The 15605-nt window shown below is 62.2% G+C and carries 11 protein-coding genes; 9 read left to right on the forward strand and 2 right to left on the reverse strand.

All coding sequences use genetic code 11. The features are described 5' to 3' along the window. The first annotated feature begins 19 nt into the window (after positions 1 to 19). The 5 genes from AB8B31_RS28270 (at position 20) to AB8B31_RS28290 (ending at position 6463) form a co-directional block, all read left to right on the forward strand. Positions 20 to 1243, forward strand: coding sequence for an ABC transporter substrate-binding protein (locus AB8B31_RS28270; protein WP_018245921.1), 1224 nt, complete (start codon positions 20 to 22; stop codon positions 1241 to 1243). An 82-nt stretch (positions 1244 to 1325) separates the two neighbouring features. Continuing rightward, positions 1326 to 2300 (forward strand): carbohydrate ABC transporter permease, encoded by a 975-nt coding sequence (locus tag AB8B31_RS28275; protein ID WP_018245920.1) that lies wholly within the window; start codon positions 1326 to 1328, stop codon positions 2298 to 2300. After that, complete coding sequence (locus AB8B31_RS28280; protein WP_131702025.1) at positions 2290 to 3174, forward strand: carbohydrate ABC transporter permease; 885 nt, start codon at positions 2290 to 2292, stop codon at positions 3172 to 3174. Before AB8B31_RS28275 ends, AB8B31_RS28280 begins: the two co-directional genes overlap by 11 nt. 198 nt (positions 3175 to 3372) lie before the next feature. Continuing rightward, positions 3373 to 4302, forward strand: a complete 930-nt coding sequence (locus tag AB8B31_RS28285) for a substrate-binding domain-containing protein (RefSeq protein WP_018245918.1) — start codon at positions 3373 to 3375, stop codon at positions 4300 to 4302. A 16-nt stretch (positions 4303 to 4318) separates the two neighbouring features. Then, positions 4319 to 6463, forward strand: a complete 2145-nt coding sequence (locus tag AB8B31_RS28290) for a methyl-accepting chemotaxis protein (RefSeq protein ID WP_131702026.1) — start codon at positions 4319 to 4321, stop codon at positions 6461 to 6463. A gap of 69 nt (positions 6464 to 6532) precedes the next feature. Here the strand turns inward: AB8B31_RS28290 and AB8B31_RS28295 are convergent, their stop codons facing one another. Beyond that, positions 6533 to 7795 carry a DUF3422 domain-containing protein gene (locus AB8B31_RS28295; protein ID WP_018245916.1) on the reverse strand — a complete coding sequence of 421 codons (1263 nt, stop codon included), beginning with the start codon at positions 7793 to 7795 and terminating at the stop codon, positions 6533 to 6535. A gap of 245 nt (positions 7796 to 8040) precedes the next feature. After that, the gene (locus AB8B31_RS28300) at positions 8041 to 9324 is read right to left on the reverse strand and encodes an ABC transporter substrate-binding protein (RefSeq protein ID WP_026188718.1); all 1284 of its coding nucleotides are present in this window, start codon (positions 9322 to 9324) and stop codon (positions 8041 to 8043) included. Between the two features lie 190 nt (positions 9325 to 9514). On the opposite strand from AB8B31_RS28300, the gene AB8B31_RS28305 reads away from it, so the two are divergent. Genes AB8B31_RS28305 through AB8B31_RS28320 form a run of 4 tightly spaced genes read left to right on the forward strand, consistent with a single transcriptional unit; the run spans position 9515 to position 15603 of the window. Next, the gene (locus AB8B31_RS28305) at positions 9515 to 12037 is read left to right on the forward strand and encodes a hypothetical protein (RefSeq protein WP_439007582.1); all 2523 of its coding nucleotides are present in this window, start codon (positions 9515 to 9517) and stop codon (positions 12035 to 12037) included. Between the two features lie 16 nt (positions 12038 to 12053). Then, positions 12054 to 13148, forward strand: coding sequence for a beta-galactosidase BglB (bglB, locus tag AB8B31_RS28310; RefSeq protein ID WP_018245913.1), 1095 nt, complete (start codon positions 12054 to 12056; stop codon positions 13146 to 13148). Next, positions 13145 to 14509: a polygalacturonase PglB gene (gene pglB, locus AB8B31_RS28315; protein WP_018245912.1), complete on the forward strand. Its 1365-nt coding sequence runs from the start codon at positions 13145 to 13147 to the stop codon at positions 14507 to 14509. Before bglB ends, pglB begins: the two co-directional genes overlap by 4 nt. Further along, the gene (locus tag AB8B31_RS28320) at positions 14497 to 15603 is read left to right on the forward strand and encodes an ABC transporter ATP-binding protein (RefSeq protein WP_018245911.1); all 1107 of its coding nucleotides are present in this window, start codon (positions 14497 to 14499) and stop codon (positions 15601 to 15603) included. The genes pglB and AB8B31_RS28320 overlap by 13 nt, the downstream gene beginning before the upstream one ends. Positions 15604 to 15605: the final 2 nt, after the last annotated feature.

The following is a 15605-nucleotide window of genomic DNA, read 5'->3' on the forward strand; positions in this document are numbered from 1 at the left end:
ATGGAGGGAGGAGAAACCCATGAAGGTTCTGCAGAAAACGCTTTTGCTTGCCGCTATCGGCAGCAGTCTTTTTGCCACTGCCGCATCGGCCGAACAGGTCAACCTGACCTGGCAGATGTGGACCGGCTCCGAAACCGACACCAAGAGCTGGCAACACCTGGCAGAGATGGTGACCGCCAAGTATCCCGACATCAAGGTGACGCTGACGACGACGGGCTGGGTCGATTATTGGACGAGGCTGCCGGTGCTGGCGGCATCGGGCCAACTCGCCGACATCGTTTCCATGCAGTCGCTGCGCATGCCGAACTTCTATTCGCTGCTCGAGCCCCTGAATGACCGGATCGAGGCTGACAAATTCGACGTCGGCGCCTTTACCCCCTCGATCATTGGCGGCATGTCCGTCGAAAAGCAGCTTTACGGCCTGCCCTACGATGTCGGTCCGTGGGTCATCTATTATAACCAGGACGCGCTCGAAGCCGCCGGCGTTCCGCTGCCGAAGCCGGGCTGGACGCTTGCCGAGTTCACCGATGCCGCCAAGAAGCTGACGAAGGACGGCAAGTATGGCTTCGGTATCACCCCGACCAACTATTCGGTCCTGGCCGCGGCCTGGGGCGATAAATACGTCAACGATGCCGGCGAGCTTGACTTGACCAGTGCGAGTGCAGTTGCCGCCGCCGAGAGAGTGGTCGGTTTCGCCGCCAAGGATAAGATCGCGCCGCTGGTTCCCTCGGGTGGCGCAGATCCCGGTGATGTCATCCAGGGGCGGTTCAATTCGGGCAATGTCGCCATGTATATCGACGGCCCCTGGTCGATCATCGGCATGAAGGATCAGGCCAAGTTCAAGATCGGCCTCACCACCCTGCCGCGCGATGAGGGCGAACTTTCCGCCGTCACCGCAGGCTCCGGTTTCGGCATCGCCACGACGAGCAAGAACAAGGATGCTGCCTGGAAGGCGATCCAGGTGCTGACCAGCCCTGAAGCCTTATCCTATCTCGCTGAGCAGGGCCGTGCCCTGCCGGCGCGCACGGCGTCGCAATCCGCCTGGTACAAGGTGGCGGCCAAGGACATCACCAATGGCGGCGAGGCCATCGACTATTCCCTGGCGCACTCCGTGCCCTACGTGATCACCAACAACTGGGCGGCGGTGGAAAACCTGTTCAACCAGTATTTCCCGCCGGCTTTCGCCGGCAGCGCCGATGCCAAGCAGACGATGGAGTCTATCCAGAGCCTTGCACAGCAATAGAGCCAGCGCGTCCGACAGGACGCGCGGTCGCTTTGAAATCTGCGCATGATCCTATCGGAAAATCGATTCCGATTTTCGGGTCATGCGCCAGCTCGCGCTGCGGCAGGTCCTGCCGCGCATGGAGGAAGACATGTCGCAAAGCGCTGTTGCCGCAGTTCCCTTGCAGCCCGGTCAGCCACGGCGCTTCCTGAAGCCGGAGACGCAGACAGCCATGCTGTTCCTGCTGCCGAGCTTCCTCGGCTTCATGGTCTTCATGGCGCTGCCGATCCTGGCGTCGCTGGCGCTCAGCTTTACCAATTGGCAGCTGATCTCGACGCCATCCTTCGTCGGCTTTCAGAATTATATCAGGCTCTTCACTGTCGATCCGGCCTTCTACACCGTATTGAGCAACACGCTGTTCTTCGCCGTCGAGTATCTGGCGCTGAATATAATCGTCTCGCTGACGCTCGCGGTCTGGATATCGAGCCTGAAGCGCGGCAAGGCGATCTTCCGGGTGATCTTCTTCCTGCCGACCTTCACGCCCACCATCGCCGCATCGGTGGTATGGCTGCTGATCTTCACGCCGGACGGGCTGGCCGACAGCATCATCCGCGCGCTCGGCCTCGGTCTGCCGAATTTCCTGTTGAGCTCGAGCTGGGCCATGCAGGCGGTCGTGCTCGTCACCCTGTGGGCGAATGTCGGCTACAACGTTGTGATGTTCAACGCCGCGCTCGACCTCGTGCCGAAGCATTACCTCGAGGCGGCGACGATCGACGGTGCCAATGCCTGGCAGCGCTTCTGGCGCATCCGCCTGCCGCTCATATCGCCGACCATCTTCTTTGGCACCGTGATGACGGCGATCACCTCGCTGCAGGTCTTCGACGAGATATTCGCGATGACGCGCGGCGGCCCGGGCTCGGCGACGGCCACGCTCGGTTTCGCCATCTACCAGAAGGGCTTCACCAACTTCCAGATGGGCTATGCCTCCGCATTGGCCTGGGTGATGTTCGTCATGATCATGGCGCTCACCATCCTGCAATTCCACATGCAGCGCAAATGGGTGCATTATGACGATTGATCCGACCTCACGGCATCCGCATTCCGTGTCCCAGCATCGTCACCGCATATTGCGGCGCGTCGGCGCCTTCGTCAGCTACACGGCACTTTCGCTGATCGCGCTGCTTTTCCTCTTCCCCTTCTTCTGGATGGTGTCGAACGCGGTGCGCTCCAATGCCGAGGTGATGGCCGTGCCGGTCCGCATCTTCCCCGAGGAGTATCGTTGGGGAACATTCGTCGAAGCCCTGGTTTCCCTGCCGTTCGGAACCTTCCTGTTGAATTCCTTCGTGGTCGCCTGCGGCGTCACGGCGATCGTGATTGCGGTATCCTGCCTGTCTGCCTACGCTTTTGCCCGGCTAAAGTTTCCCGGCCGGGAGGGGTTGCTGCTCACCTATCTCAGTACGCTGATGATCCCGCAGGTGATGCTGGTCATCCCGCTGTTTCTCATCGTCAGCAAGTTCGGCTGGATCAACACCTATCACGGCATGATCCTGCCGGTCGCCGTCAGCTCCTTCGGCACCTTTCTGCTGCGACAGTTCATCCTCGGCATTCCCAAGGATCTCGACGAGGCGGCGATGATGGACGGGGCTTCGCGCCTGCGCATCCTGGTCACGGTCATCGTTCCGCTTGCCATGCCGGCCATCGGCCTCTTGTCGCTGTTCACCTTCATCGCGCAGTGGAAGAGCTTCCTCTGGCCGCTGATCGCCACCAGCGGCGTTGAAAAAGCCACGCTGCCGCTCGGGCTCACCCTGTTCCAGACACAGCAAGGCACCGCGTGGAACTACATCATGGCGGGTGCGACGATCTCCATGCTGCCGGGCGTCGTCCTGGCCATTGTGCTGCAGAGGGTGATCTACAAGGGTATCACCGTCAGCTCCGGCTTTGGTGGACGCTAATAGTTAAAAAACAAAGATTTAAGCGCATCGCATCAAGTTTGTTGTGATGCCCTTCAAGTCCGCTCGGTTGCCGCCCAAGAAGGCGCTCGTGCCGTCGCAATCATAGCCTCGCGCTTAACTTTTGCTTCCGGCCGAAAAGTAAAATTTAACCAAAATTTGAAATAACGCATTTCATATACGAATTGTGCAGGGGAATTCATGAAAACGGCCACGCTTGCATCCATCGCCTTGGCGATATCGATCTCTGCTGCCCATGCCCAGACGATCGGGGTTTCGATGTCCGATCTCGACAAATTCAGAACGGTGCTTCTGAACGGCGTCGTCTCGCATGGGCAGACGATATCCGGCCTCAAGCTCGTCACCGAGAATGCCAAGGGCGACAACGAAGTCCAGAAGCAGCAGGTGCAGAAGCTCATTGCCGACAAGGTCGACGCGATCATCCTTGCGGTCTCCGATGGCGACCTCGGGCCGCAAATGACCAAGATGGCGGCAGATGCCGGTATTCCACTGATCTATATCAACAACGTTCCTTCCAACCTGTTGGACCTGCCGGACAATCAGGTGGTGGTCGCCTCCAACGAGAAGGAGTCCGGAACGCTGGAGACCAAGCAGGTCTGCGCGCTCCTCAAAGGCAAAGGCCGCGTCGTCGTGCTGATGGGCGAACCCTTCCACGCGGCGGCCCGCGCCCGCACCCAGGACATCTCCGACGTCATCGCCACGCCGGACTGCAAGGGCCTTCAGATCGTCGAGCGGCAGGCCGCCTATTGGTCGCGCGATTATGCCGACCAGCAGATGCAGGAATGGCTGTCGGCCGGCGTCAAGTTCGATGCGGTCATCGCCAATAATGACGAGATGGCGCTCGGCGCGATCCGGGCCATGAAGAAAGCCGGCATGCCGATGAAGGATGTCGTCGTCGCCGGCGTCGATGCGACCGACGACGCGCTCGCCGCGATGGTGGCCGGCGATCTCGACGTCACCATTCTCCAGAGCGCCGTCGGGCAGGGCGCTGCCGCTGTCGATGCCGCCGTCAAGCTTATTCGCAAAGAGAAGGTGCCGCGCGAAAACAACGTTCCCTTCGAACTCGTCACACCTGAGAACATTGCCACCTATCTGCCGAAGAGCCAGTGAGCATAAGAGGACTATGATGTTGCATATCTGGAATAAATTCGGCATTCGCGCGCAGATCACCTCCGGCTTCGTGCCGCTGATCCTGTTGATGAGCCTGCTCACGGTCAGCGCGATCTCGGGCATGAACGGGCTCGCCTCCATCTTCGCGTCCTATCGCGCCACGGCTGGTCAAAGTCTCGCCATCTCGGACTACAGCGACCAGCTGAACGAGATTCAGATGTCGGCGGAAGCCTTCCGCTCCACGCCGACGCAGGATGTCGTCGACCGCTTCCGCGCCGGTGTGAAAGCGTTCGACGCCGACGACCCGCGTTTTGCCGGTAACAAGGACCTGCAGTCCGGCCTTGCGGCGATCCGCCAAGACATTGCCGCCTACGGCAAGGCTTTCGAACAGATCGTCTCCCTTCAGGCCAGGCGTGACGCCTTGATTTCCAAGGTCACCGAATTCGGCCCCTGGACCAGCATCGCGCTCAACGACGTCGTGCGCAGCGCCTGGCGCCAGAACGATGTGGCCCTGTTGCAGATGACGGCGGCGACGCTGGAGGCTTTGAACCGCAGCCTCTATTTCTCCGAGCGCTTCGTGCATTCCAACGATTTTGCGGCCTATGACACCGCGCAGGCGGCACTCGCCGAAGCGGTCACGCTCAACGAAGCCGCCGCCAAGGCCGCGAAGAACGAACTGCAGAAGAAGCGCCTGATGGGCGCCGGCCAGCTCATGCAGAACTACACCGCCCGTCTCGGCGACATGAAGGACGTCTTGCAGGCCTCCGGCAATATTCGCCAGACGCAGCTCAGCGTGCTCGCTCCGAAAATATCAGGCGGCTTCAAGGACCTGCAGGCCACCGTCACGGGCGCGCAGAAGACGCTGGACGGTTCTGTAGACGCGACGGTTGCCTCTGCGACCAGCACGACGCTGGTCATCAGCGGGCTGTTGATCGTGATCGGTCTCGTCCTTTCCTATTTCGTCGGCCGGCTGATTTCCTCTGCGGTCCGTAACATGGCGCAGTCCATGGAGCAGCTTGCCCGCGGCGAGGAAGGGATCGTGATAACGGGCGTTGAGCACCGCCACGAACTGGGGGCCATGGCGCGTTCGCTGAAGGTTTTCCAGGAAACGGGGCGCGCCAAGCTGATCGCGGAAGCCAATGCCGAACGCGCTCGTCTTGCCGCCGAGGAAGAGCGGCTCCGCCAGGAGGCCGAGCGGCTCAGCGATGCGCAGGTGATGGAGCATGCCTTCCGCCAGATTTCCGTCGGGTTGGACGCGCTTTCCAAGGGCGATCTCACCGTCCGCGTCGGCGAAGTCGACCATCGCTATGTGAGGATCCGGGATCATTTCAACAATTCGGTCGCGAGCCTCGAAGAGGCGGTCGACTCGGTCATTCGCGCCGTCGCCACCATCCGGTCCGGCCTTGCGGAAATCTCCACGGCGTCCAACGATCTCGCCCGCCGCACCGAGCAGCAGGCAGCCTCGCTGGAGGAGACCGTCGCGGCGCTGGGTGACGTGACCCGCGGCGTCAACGGAACGGCGGAGGGCGCAAGCCGCGCGCAGGGTGTCGTGGCAACGGCCCGCACCAATGCCGAAAAGGGCGGCGAGATCGTTGCCCGCGCCATCGACGCGATGACGGAAATTCAAAATTCGTCGTCGAAGATCGGCAACATCATCAGCGTCATCGACGAGATCGCCTTCCAGACCAACCTGCTGGCGCTGAACGCCGGCGTGGAAGCGGCGCGCGCCGGCGAGGCAGGCAAGGGCTTTGCCGTCGTCGCCCAGGAAGTCCGCGAGCTCGCCCAGCGCTCCGCCAACGCGGCAAGGGAGATCAAGCAGCTGATCTCCACCTCCTCGGCGCAGGTCAAGACCGGCGTCCAGCTGGTGGGTGAATCCGGCCTCTCGCTCGAACAGATCGTCGAGCAGGTCACCGCCATGAATGCGACCGTGGCCGAGATCGCCGTTTCCGCCCGCGAGCAGGCGACGAGCCTGCGCGAGGTCTCGGCCGCCGGCGACCAGATGGACAAGGTGACGCAGCAGAACGCCGCAATGGTCGAAGAGACCACGGCGGCCGCCCAGAGCCTGACACATGAAACCGAAAGCCTCGCCGAGCTGCTGCGGCGGTTCAGGACGGGCAGCGGCCGGGCGGCGGAACATCGCCACTACGCGATGGCATCCTGACGTTCGGATGCAGGCAAGCAAACGCCGCCGCCTCGAAAGGGCGGCGGTGAGCGAATGTCTGGCGTCGCTTCAGTGGCTTCCGGATGCCGGACCGGCGGAGTGGCCGGCAATGCTCTTGCGAACGTGACGAACCGCTGTCCAGACGGCAAAGAGCACGAGCGGGATGGCGCCGAGAACGGCGAGCTTCGCCACGTGGGGATCGACACCCAGTTCGGAAATACTTTCGAGGCAGATCTTCGCCAGGCCGACGGTGTAATAGGTGATGGCGATGACGGAGAAGCCTTCGACCGCCTGCTGGATATGCACCTGGATGCGAGCCCGTTCTTCCATCGACGTCAACAACGATGCGTTCTGATCTTCGAGCTGAACCTGCACGGTGGTTCTAAGGAGGTCTCCGGCAAGGCTGACGCGTTCGGCCAGTTCATCGAGGCGGCGTTCGGCGGCTTCGACCGAGCGGACGGCTGGTTGAAAGCGCCGATCGATAAAGGTGCCGAGCCGCTGGCGCTGTTCGACACGTTCCTCACGAAGCTCCGACACTCTGCTCGCGACAATTTCGGCATAGGCTTTCGTCGCGCCGAAGCGGTGGCGGGCGAGCGCCGAGAAGTTGAGAACGTCCGAAGAGAGCCTGGTCACCTCGGAAAGCAGTGCCTTGTCGACCTTGATCGCACTCTGCATATGCGCGATCAGCAGGTCGAGGCGTCGGTCGAAGACGGAGAGCTTCGAGACCGTCTCGCGGGCCATCGGCAACGCCAGCAGCGCCATCATCCGGTATGTCTCGATCTCCAGGAAACGCCTGACCATGCGGCCGGTGCGATAGGCATTGAGGTTGCGGTTGAAGAACAGAAATTCGACGAAACCGCTATCGGTCAGCCGGAAGTTCGAATGCACTTCCGCGTCGCCGCCGCCGACCTGAGAGGCGACATAGTCGAGCCTCGGTTTTTCCGGACGCTGCCCGTCCTTCTCGTCCCGCACCAGCACGCGAACGGCCGCGATGATCTTCCCGTTGATCTGGCGGCAGCAGGCCTGAAAGGCTTCAGGCGGATTGCTGCCGGGTTCGGCCGACGCGGGAACGACGAAGGTCAGGGTGAGGAACTCGGTATGCGCCTCCCACTTCAGCCGGCCGTCGCCGATGCGGCCGATGCCGTGGTTGCCCTCGCGGGTCGTGGAGACATCCTCCAGCCCCGGCAGGGAATTCGGTATCTGAGGAGGGGCATTTTCTCCGACGATGGCGACGTGCCACACATCCGTGTCGCCATCGAAGTAAAGCGACGGCCGCGCGTGGAGCTCGTTGTGAAGTTCCCTTCGCAGCGGATGCTCGGAGCCCATCGGCATGGAAATGCACCTCTATAAGGTAGACAGTCGCTGGGTCGCCGGACGTAACCGGGTTGCCGGCATGTGTGAGTTGACCATGGCGCCCGCGAGCCGGCGAAGGCTGACAACGCCTATAGCCTCTCCCGAACCGGATGTCACGACGCCTTCGCCAGCGGAGGCGCCATGCACGAAACGAAAAAGCCACGGCCCTGTTGCGAGGCCGTGGCTGCAGCATGCGCGCATTGTGCGGGACAACGCGTGACCGGTTACTTGGCGGCGAGCGCCTCGTTGACCTTGTCGACGTCGGCACTCATTGCCTTGAAGGTCTCGTCGAGGGAGAGTTCGCCGACGATCAGCTGGCTCATCCTCTGAACGATGAGCTGATAGATGGCGGAGGATCCCTTGAGACGTTCCAGGTCCCGGGCTGCCTGCGGCACGCTATTGCGGCTTCCGAGGAAGACGGCCATCGCCTCCTTGGCATTCTTGCTCTCGAGCTTGTATTGCGGGTCCTTGATGTCGGCGCCCGTCAGGATGACGTAGTTTTCAGCGATTTCACGCTGGACCTTTTCAGAGCCAAGGAATTCGATGAACGCGGCAACGGCCTCCGGAGACTTGGTGCGCTTGAAGCCGACGATCGCGGTGCCACCCGGCATCGCATAGCAGCCGGCATCGCCGCACGGCGCGCTGATCGCCGTCCAGTCGAAGGCGTCGCCGATCTTCTTCTGGAACGGATTGACCATCCAGTTGCCGGCGAGATAGGTCACGACGTTGCCGTTGACGAACTCGTCACCCATGTTCTTGTACTGGGTTCCGCCGGCAGCACCCCACATTTCCTTCGGGAAGGAGCCGTCCTTCGTCCAGCCGTAGAGATCCGTGACATAGCGCTTGGCGGCATCGTCGGGGAAGAAAAACTTGCCGTCCTTAACGTAGTTCGAGCCGTAGGAGAATGCCGCGCCGGAAAAGCGATGGCCCGAGCGATCCATCGTGAAGGGGATCTGAGCGCCGGTCGCCTTGGCAACACGCGCCGAGGCTTCGACGATGTCCTTCAGCGTGGCGGTGGGCTTCGGAAGCGGTTCGCCGGCCTGTTCGAACAGCGTCTTGTTGACGAAGGGCAGGTTGAAGGTCTGCGACGCGATATAGCCGTTGATCGACTGCGGATCGTTGACGCCGGGGAAGCGAAGTGTGTTCAGGCTGTCGCCGTGCAGCTTGGCGAAGCCATCCGGGTCCTTCATGTAGGGACGCATGTCGAGGTAATAAGGGGCAAGCTGCCAGTCGGTGATCTTGGCGATGTCAGGGCCTTCGCCGACGGCAAGCTGTACCGGCAGCTGCTTGGCGACCGCATCATAGCCCGAAGAGACGAAATTGACCTTGATGTCTGGATGCGCCGTCTCGAATTCCTTGCTGAGCGCTTCCATCCGCTCGACGTAAGCCTGGTCGTCGTCGGTGAACAGAAAGGTGATTGTCTTGGTTTCCGCCATGGCCGCGCCGGACCATGCGAAAGAAGCGGTAGCCAGCGCCACTGCGAAGGCACCTGAAAGATAGGTTTTCATTTTCATCCTCCCATGAAAACATTTTCATCAATCGCGGCCTCGGCCATCGATAAATCAATTTCATATACTTGACATTCGTTCCGTCAAGCTATTTTCTGCGGCAATAGCGATGTTTTTGAGCAATATGCAAAAATAGCGCGCACAAAAACCTAATGAAAATATTTTCATAGGATTGCGGAGGAGGCGGTCTGTGAAAACGGAATGCATGAAGCAGCCGGACGATATGGCGCCAGCATACAGCGTGGCTGAGAGGCAAACGATCACGGCATGGGCCGTTTCCGGCCTCATCGCCAGCTATTTTCCCGGCGAGCCCGCGCCGGCCGAAGACCGCGTGAACTATCGTTTCGTCAACGGTTTCGTCGATGTCGGCGACCTGCCCTGCCGCAAGGCCTTCTGGTCCACCATGGTGGGGCGGCCGCTCTCGCCCGACACCTCCTGGCCGACCGAAAGCCTCAATCTTCCCGGCTCGAACCGCCGCGTCGAGTTCACCGGCTTCTGGCATGTGCCGACGCATCTCAGGCGATGGCTGAAGGGCACGTTCAGGACGGAGACTGCGCGAACGCTAAATCTCAGACTGAAGACCTGCGGCGGCGTTCGCATATGGGTCAACGGGCAGGAGGTGGTGCGCTTCGAACCCTTCAAGCGCAATCTCGAGAGCGCGACCGACATAAGCCTGTCCCTTGAAACTGGCGACAACCAGATTCTCGTTCACACCGAAGACCTGGCCGAGCGCGACACGACGTGGTTTTTCGAGCTCGAGATGCTGGACGAGGAGCCACTCTGCGTATTGTTGCCCGTATCGCTGGATCAGAATGAGGTCCGCGAGCTGGAGGCCCTTGCCCGTGGCGTCCGCCCGGCCCGCGACGTCTTCGTCAATCAGCCGCTGGAGATCATATTCGGCACCGCGCCCGAACGCGACTTGCCTGTCGAGATCAAGGTCATCGGCCATGGTCACGAACGGCCCGTTCTCGCGCACTCACGATTGACGCTGCGCGCCCATCAGAGCAGCCTCACGGCCGACGATGTCTGCGGCATTGCGGACGGTTATCACGGCGTCCACATGACGATCGGCTCCGGCACGGGCTCGGTCACCCGCGTCATCGATGCTGCCTTCATGAGCAGCATTTCACCGTTGCCATCAGAGGCATCGCTCGCCGCCCGCAAGCGGCAGGCGCTCGAATACAGCGCCCGCTTCGGCGCAAACCGCGTCGGGCGCCTCATTGCGATGATGGAAACCGGTCACCACGACCAGGAAAGCTTCGATCGCATCATCGACGCGACACTCGCCTCCATCGATGCGCGGGAGGATTGCTCGGATTTCATCATGGTGCCGCTCTTGTGGCTACTCGGTGCCTATGCCGACCGGATGTCCGATGCCGTGGTCGCTCGCATTCGGCATTCCGTTCGTTCCTACCGTTACTGGGTCGACGAGCCGGGCAACGACGCGATGTGGTTCTGGAGTGAGAACCATGTGCTCTGCTTTCACACGAGCCAGCTGCTGGCGGGACTTCTTCTGCCCGACGAGGTGTTTTCAGCCTCGGGCCGGACGGGGCGGCAGCAGGCGGAAATCGCCGGCGAGCGGCTCGGGCGCTGGTTCGACAGCGTCGAAGCCCATGGATTGGCGGAGTGGAACTCGGCGGCCTATTACCCGATCGACTTCATTGGCCTGCTGGCACTGGAGCGCTGGGCCGAGATGGCGATGTCAGCGCGCGCCCGCGCCCAGATCGATCTCATCTTCCGCATGATCGCCCTGCATTCGCTCGCAGGCGTTCCGGCCGGATCGCAGGGGCGCGCTTACGACAAGGAGTTGCGTGCCGGCCCGCTGACCGAGCTTGCGCCCTTCGCCCAGGTCGCCTTTGGAACCGGTTGGTTGAACAACGGCGTTGCGGCATTGACCATGTTCTGCGCCGGCGGCTACGAGCCGCCCGCCGATCTGGCCGAGCTTGCCGCGCTCTCGCGCGCAAGAAGCGTCGAGGCGCGTTACAGCCAGGGCCTCGAGAGCGGAAAACTCGTGCTGTTCAAGAACGAGGCGGCGCAGCTTTCGACGGTCGTCGATCATAAGACCGGCCAGAAGGGGCATCAGCAACATGTCCTCGACATCCGGCTGGCCGGCCACCCGATGGCGAGGCTGTGGATCAACCATCCCGGCGAGGACGATCCCTGGGGCAATCAAAGGCCATCCTATTGGGCCGGCAATGGCATCCTGCCGCGCGTTGCCCAGCATTGCGACGTCGCCCTGCTGGTCGAGGACACAAGCGACGCACGCCATGCATGGACGCACGCCTATATCGGCCGCGACGGCCTGGACGATCTCATCATCGAAGACAAGTGGCTCATCGCGCGATCGGGCAGGGGATTTTCCGCCCTCTGGGCGTCGAACGGGCTGGAGCTGATCACCGACGGCCCGACCGCCGGCCGCGAGGCACGCTCCCACGGACCGCTTTGCGGCTGGGCTGGTATCGTCGGATGCGGCGATGGCGACGCTTTCAAGGCATTCACCGAACGCCTGTGCCGGACGACGGTTTCCTTCGATCCCGGGCTTCGGCGCCTCTCCCTGACGCCGCCGAGTGGCCCGGCGATCTGCCTGTCCTATGCCGACGGTCTTTCGATCGGCGGCGAGGCGAGGCCCTTCACCCACGATCAGCCGCACCCGATCCTCACACACGACAGTGCTGCCTCCGGCGCCGGCACTGACGGACCCTTCTACTCTTGAAACATAGGTCTCCAACATGAACACAACATCTGTCGATAACGCCGCGCTCCTGACGACGATCGATCGCGTGGCAACGGCTTTCAGCCGGCTCAGGGGCATCAAGGAAGGTCTCGTGACCGGAAATTCCGCCTCCGGAATCCAGTTCGACGAATGGGACTGGGAAGTCGGCGTCGGTCTCTACGGCTTCCTGCGGCGCGCCATTTCCACCAATGATCAGAAAGCGCTGCAGGAACTGGTGACCTGGTATGCCGGACAGATCGAACGCGGCTTGCCGCCGCGCCAGATCAACAGCACGGCGCCGATGCTGCCGCTAGCGATCCTCGTCCAGCATGTCGACCGTCCGGATTTTCGCGCTCTCGTCGAGGACTGGGCCGAATGGCTCGTCAAGGAACTGCCAAAGACCGAAGACGGCGGCTTTCAGCACGTCGTCAAGGAGCGCCTCAACGACGGCGAATTGTGGGACGATACGCTGTTCATGGCCTGCCTGTTTCTCGCCCGGGCCGGCGTGCTCTGCGAACGCAGTGAATGGATCGACGAGGCCGTCTATCAGTTCGTGATCCACACCCGTTACCTTTCCGATCCGGTCAGCGGGCTCTGGTATCATGGCTGGACCTTCAACGGGCGGCACAATTTCGCCAATGCGTTCTGGGCGCGCGGCAACGCCTGGATCACGGTCGCCATCCCCGAGCTCTTCGATCTCGTTCCGACGCTCGGCGAGAAGGACCGGCGTTTTCTGTCGAACGTCCTCGTCAGCCAGGTGCGCTCCTTGAAAGCATACCAGCGGCCAGATGGCATGTTCACCACGCTTCTGGACGATCCGTCTTCGCCGTTGGAAACCTCAGCCACGGCAGGCATTGCCTATGGCATATTGCGCGCCATCGATGCCGGCATTCTCGACAAGGACGACAGGGCCCATGCGGAGCGCGCTCTTGCGGCGGTGTTGGCGCAGATCGACGAAGAAGGCGTGGTCCACGGCGTCTCGGACGGCACGCCGATGGGCCATGACCTCGATTTCTACAGGCGCATCCCCAACGTGCCGACGCCTTATGGCCAGGCGCTGACCATGCTGCTCCTGACGGAAGTCTTTCTCGAGAACGGCGAGCGCCAATGAGCCCCGTGTCCCTTGTCGCGATCGAGCCGGCAGAGGGCGACGATACGGTCCGCCTGCAGGCGGCCATCGACGGCTTGTCGGCTTCGGGCGGCGGACGCGTGGAGCTCATGGCCGGCATCCATGTCTGCCGCGGGCTCCAGCTCAAATCCGGCGTCGACCTTCATCTGGCCGCCGGAGCGATCCTGCGTCCCGTTCCGGATTATGCCGCCTACACGCATACGACCGTTTCGGTGATTGCCGAAAAGTCGGACCGTGGCATGATCGTCGCGAGCGGTGCGCGGCGGATCAGCCTGACGGGAGCGGGTCGCATCGAAGCCGGTTGCGACAGCTTCATTGTGGGGGACGACGAGACCGTTGGAACCTTCATCCCGGCCGAATTTCGGCCCCGTGTCGTCGTCTTCGAAGGCTGCGACGAGGTCGAGATCAGCTCCATCCATATCAGCCGCTCGCCGATGTGGACGTTGCACTTCGTCAACTGCACCGATGTCGCCGTCACGAACGTGACCATCGACAACGACCGCCGCCTTCCCAACACCGATGGCATCGTGCTGGATGCCTGCCGCGGCGCCGTCATCGAGGACTGCCGGATATCGACGGCCGACGATGGCATATGCCTGAAGACGAGCATCGGTCCCGACCGTGTCGCCATCGGGCGATGTGAAAACATTCTCGTCCGCCGTTGCTCCGTTCAGAGCCTCAGCTGCGCGCTGAAGATCGGCACGGAAACGCATGGCGACGTTACCAACGTCGTGTTCGAGGATTGCAGCGTCTCTTCCTCCAACAGGGCGCTCGGCGTCTTTTCCCGCGACGGCGGCAGGATATCCAACGTCAGGTTTTCGAGAATTGCGGTAGAGTGCCGCGAGACCCCCGATGGTTTCTGGGGCTCGGGGGAGGCGCTGACGGTCAATGTTGTCGACCGTGTCACGGAACGCACGGCGGGCGCCATCGAAAATCTCATCGTCGAGGACATAACCGGGCGGATGGAGGGGGCGATCACAGTCATTTCGACCTCGTCGGCCGGCATCGGCAACGCATCGCTGGCACGCATCGCCTTGGACCAGCAGCCTGGGCAACTCGGCACTGCGCGGTCCTACGACCTGCGTCCGACAAACGCGGACCTTTCCCCGAAAGCCGATGGCGGCGGCCGTGCTAATGCCTGGACCCGCGGGTCGGACGGCCGGGTGATCGGTCTTGAGCACTATCCGGGAGGAATGCCGGCCGTCTACGTGGCGGGGGTCACCGGGATCTTGATGAACGAGGTGCGGGTCACAAGGCCGACACCGCTGCCGCAAGGCTGGAACAAAAACGACGCCGTCTTCGAAACGGCGGCACCTGATGGGAGTGGGGCATGGCAGAACTGAAGCTTTCCAACGTCAACAAGTCGTATGGCTCGGTCAAAGTCCTGCATGACGTCGAACTCGATATCAAGGACGGCGAGTTCGTCGTCTTCGTCGGTCCGTCGGGATGCGGCAAGTCTACCCTGCTGCGCGTCATCGCCGGCCTCGAAGAGGTGACCTCAGGCGCAATCGCGATCGGGGCGCGCGACGTCAGCGCGCTCTCGCCGGCCGAGCGCAAGATCGCGATGGTCTTCCAGTCCTACGCGCTCTATCCGCATATGAGCGTTCGCAAGAATCTCGCTTTCGGCCTGGAGAACCTGAAGTTCAAACGCGCCGAGATCGAGGCGCGGATTGCCGAGGCTGCCAGGATGCTGGCGATCGAACCCTATCTGGACCGGCGTCCGAAGCAGCTTTCGGGCGGCCAGCGCCAGCGCGTGGCGATCGGCCGGGCCATCGTGCGCGAACCTGACATTTTCCTCTTCGACGAGCCGCTGTCCAATCTCGACGCGGCGCTGCGCGTCCAGACCCGCGCCGAGATCACCAAGCTCCACCGCGACATCAAGACGACGATGATCTACGTCACGCATGACCAGGTCGAGGCGATGACGATGGCCGACAAGATCGTCGTGCTGCGCGCCGGGCGGGTCGAGCAGGTTGGGGCACCGCTGGACCTGTTCGACAGCCCGCGCAATCTCTTCGTCGCGGGTTTCCTTGGCTCGCCGCGCATGAACATCATCAAGGGCAAGGTATCAGGCATCGACGAAAGCGGCGTCACCATCGATGTCGGCAATGGCGGCAAGATCGTCAGCGACGTCGATCCTACCGGCATTGCTGTCGGCCAGGCCGTTCTCGCCGGCATCCGGCCCGCGCATTTTTCACGCTCCAGCGAGCAGGGCCTGCCGTTCATCGTCCAGTATCACGAGGGCCTCGGCACCGAGACCTATGTCTATGGCAAACTTGCAGGACAGGACGAGCAGATCATCATTCATGAGGCCGGCCATTTCGCGCCGGCGCCTGGGGATCACATCCTGATCGACGCCGTGCCGGGGCGGGTTCATCTGTTCGATCCCGAAAGCGGCCTGGCTTTTGCCCGGCGGCCCGGACAGGGGAGGCGCTGAAC

It is taken from the genome of Rhizobium sp. 62_C5_N11_2 (genome assembly GCF_051811185.1).
GTDB lineage: Bacteria > Pseudomonadota > Alphaproteobacteria > Rhizobiales > Rhizobiaceae > Rhizobium > Rhizobium leguminosarum.

Excerpts from the sequence above, each read along its gene's own strand:
- pglB (WP_018245912.1), top strand. The coding sequence starts at position 13,145 with ATGAGCCCCGTGTCCCTTGTCGCGATCGAGCCGGCAGAGGGCGACGAT.
- AB8B31_RS28290 (WP_131702026.1), top strand. The coding sequence starts at position 4,319 with ATGTTGCATATCTGGAATAAATTCGGCATTCGCGCGCAGATCACCTCC.
- AB8B31_RS28285 (WP_018245918.1), top strand. The coding sequence starts at position 3,373 with ATGAAAACGGCCACGCTTGCATCCATCGCCTTGGCGATATCGATCTCT.
- AB8B31_RS28280 (WP_131702025.1), top strand. The coding sequence starts at position 2,290 with ATGACGATTGATCCGACCTCACGGCATCCGCATTCCGTGTCCCAGCAT.
- AB8B31_RS28270 (WP_018245921.1), top strand. The coding sequence starts at position 20 with ATGAAGGTTCTGCAGAAAACGCTTTTGCTTGCCGCTATCGGCAGCAGT.
- AB8B31_RS28275 (WP_018245920.1), top strand. The coding sequence starts at position 1,326 with ATGCGCCAGCTCGCGCTGCGGCAGGTCCTGCCGCGCATGGAGGAAGAC.
- AB8B31_RS28300 (WP_026188718.1), bottom strand. The coding sequence starts at position 9,324 with ATGAAAACCTATCTTTCAGGTGCCTTCGCAGTGGCGCTGGCTACCGCT.
- bglB (WP_018245913.1), top strand. The coding sequence starts at position 12,054 with ATGAACACAACATCTGTCGATAACGCCGCGCTCCTGACGACGATCGAT.
- AB8B31_RS28320 (WP_018245911.1), top strand. The coding sequence starts at position 14,497 with ATGGCAGAACTGAAGCTTTCCAACGTCAACAAGTCGTATGGCTCGGTC.
- AB8B31_RS28295 (WP_018245916.1), bottom strand. The coding sequence starts at position 7,795 with ATGCCGATGGGCTCCGAGCATCCGCTGCGAAGGGAACTTCACAACGAG.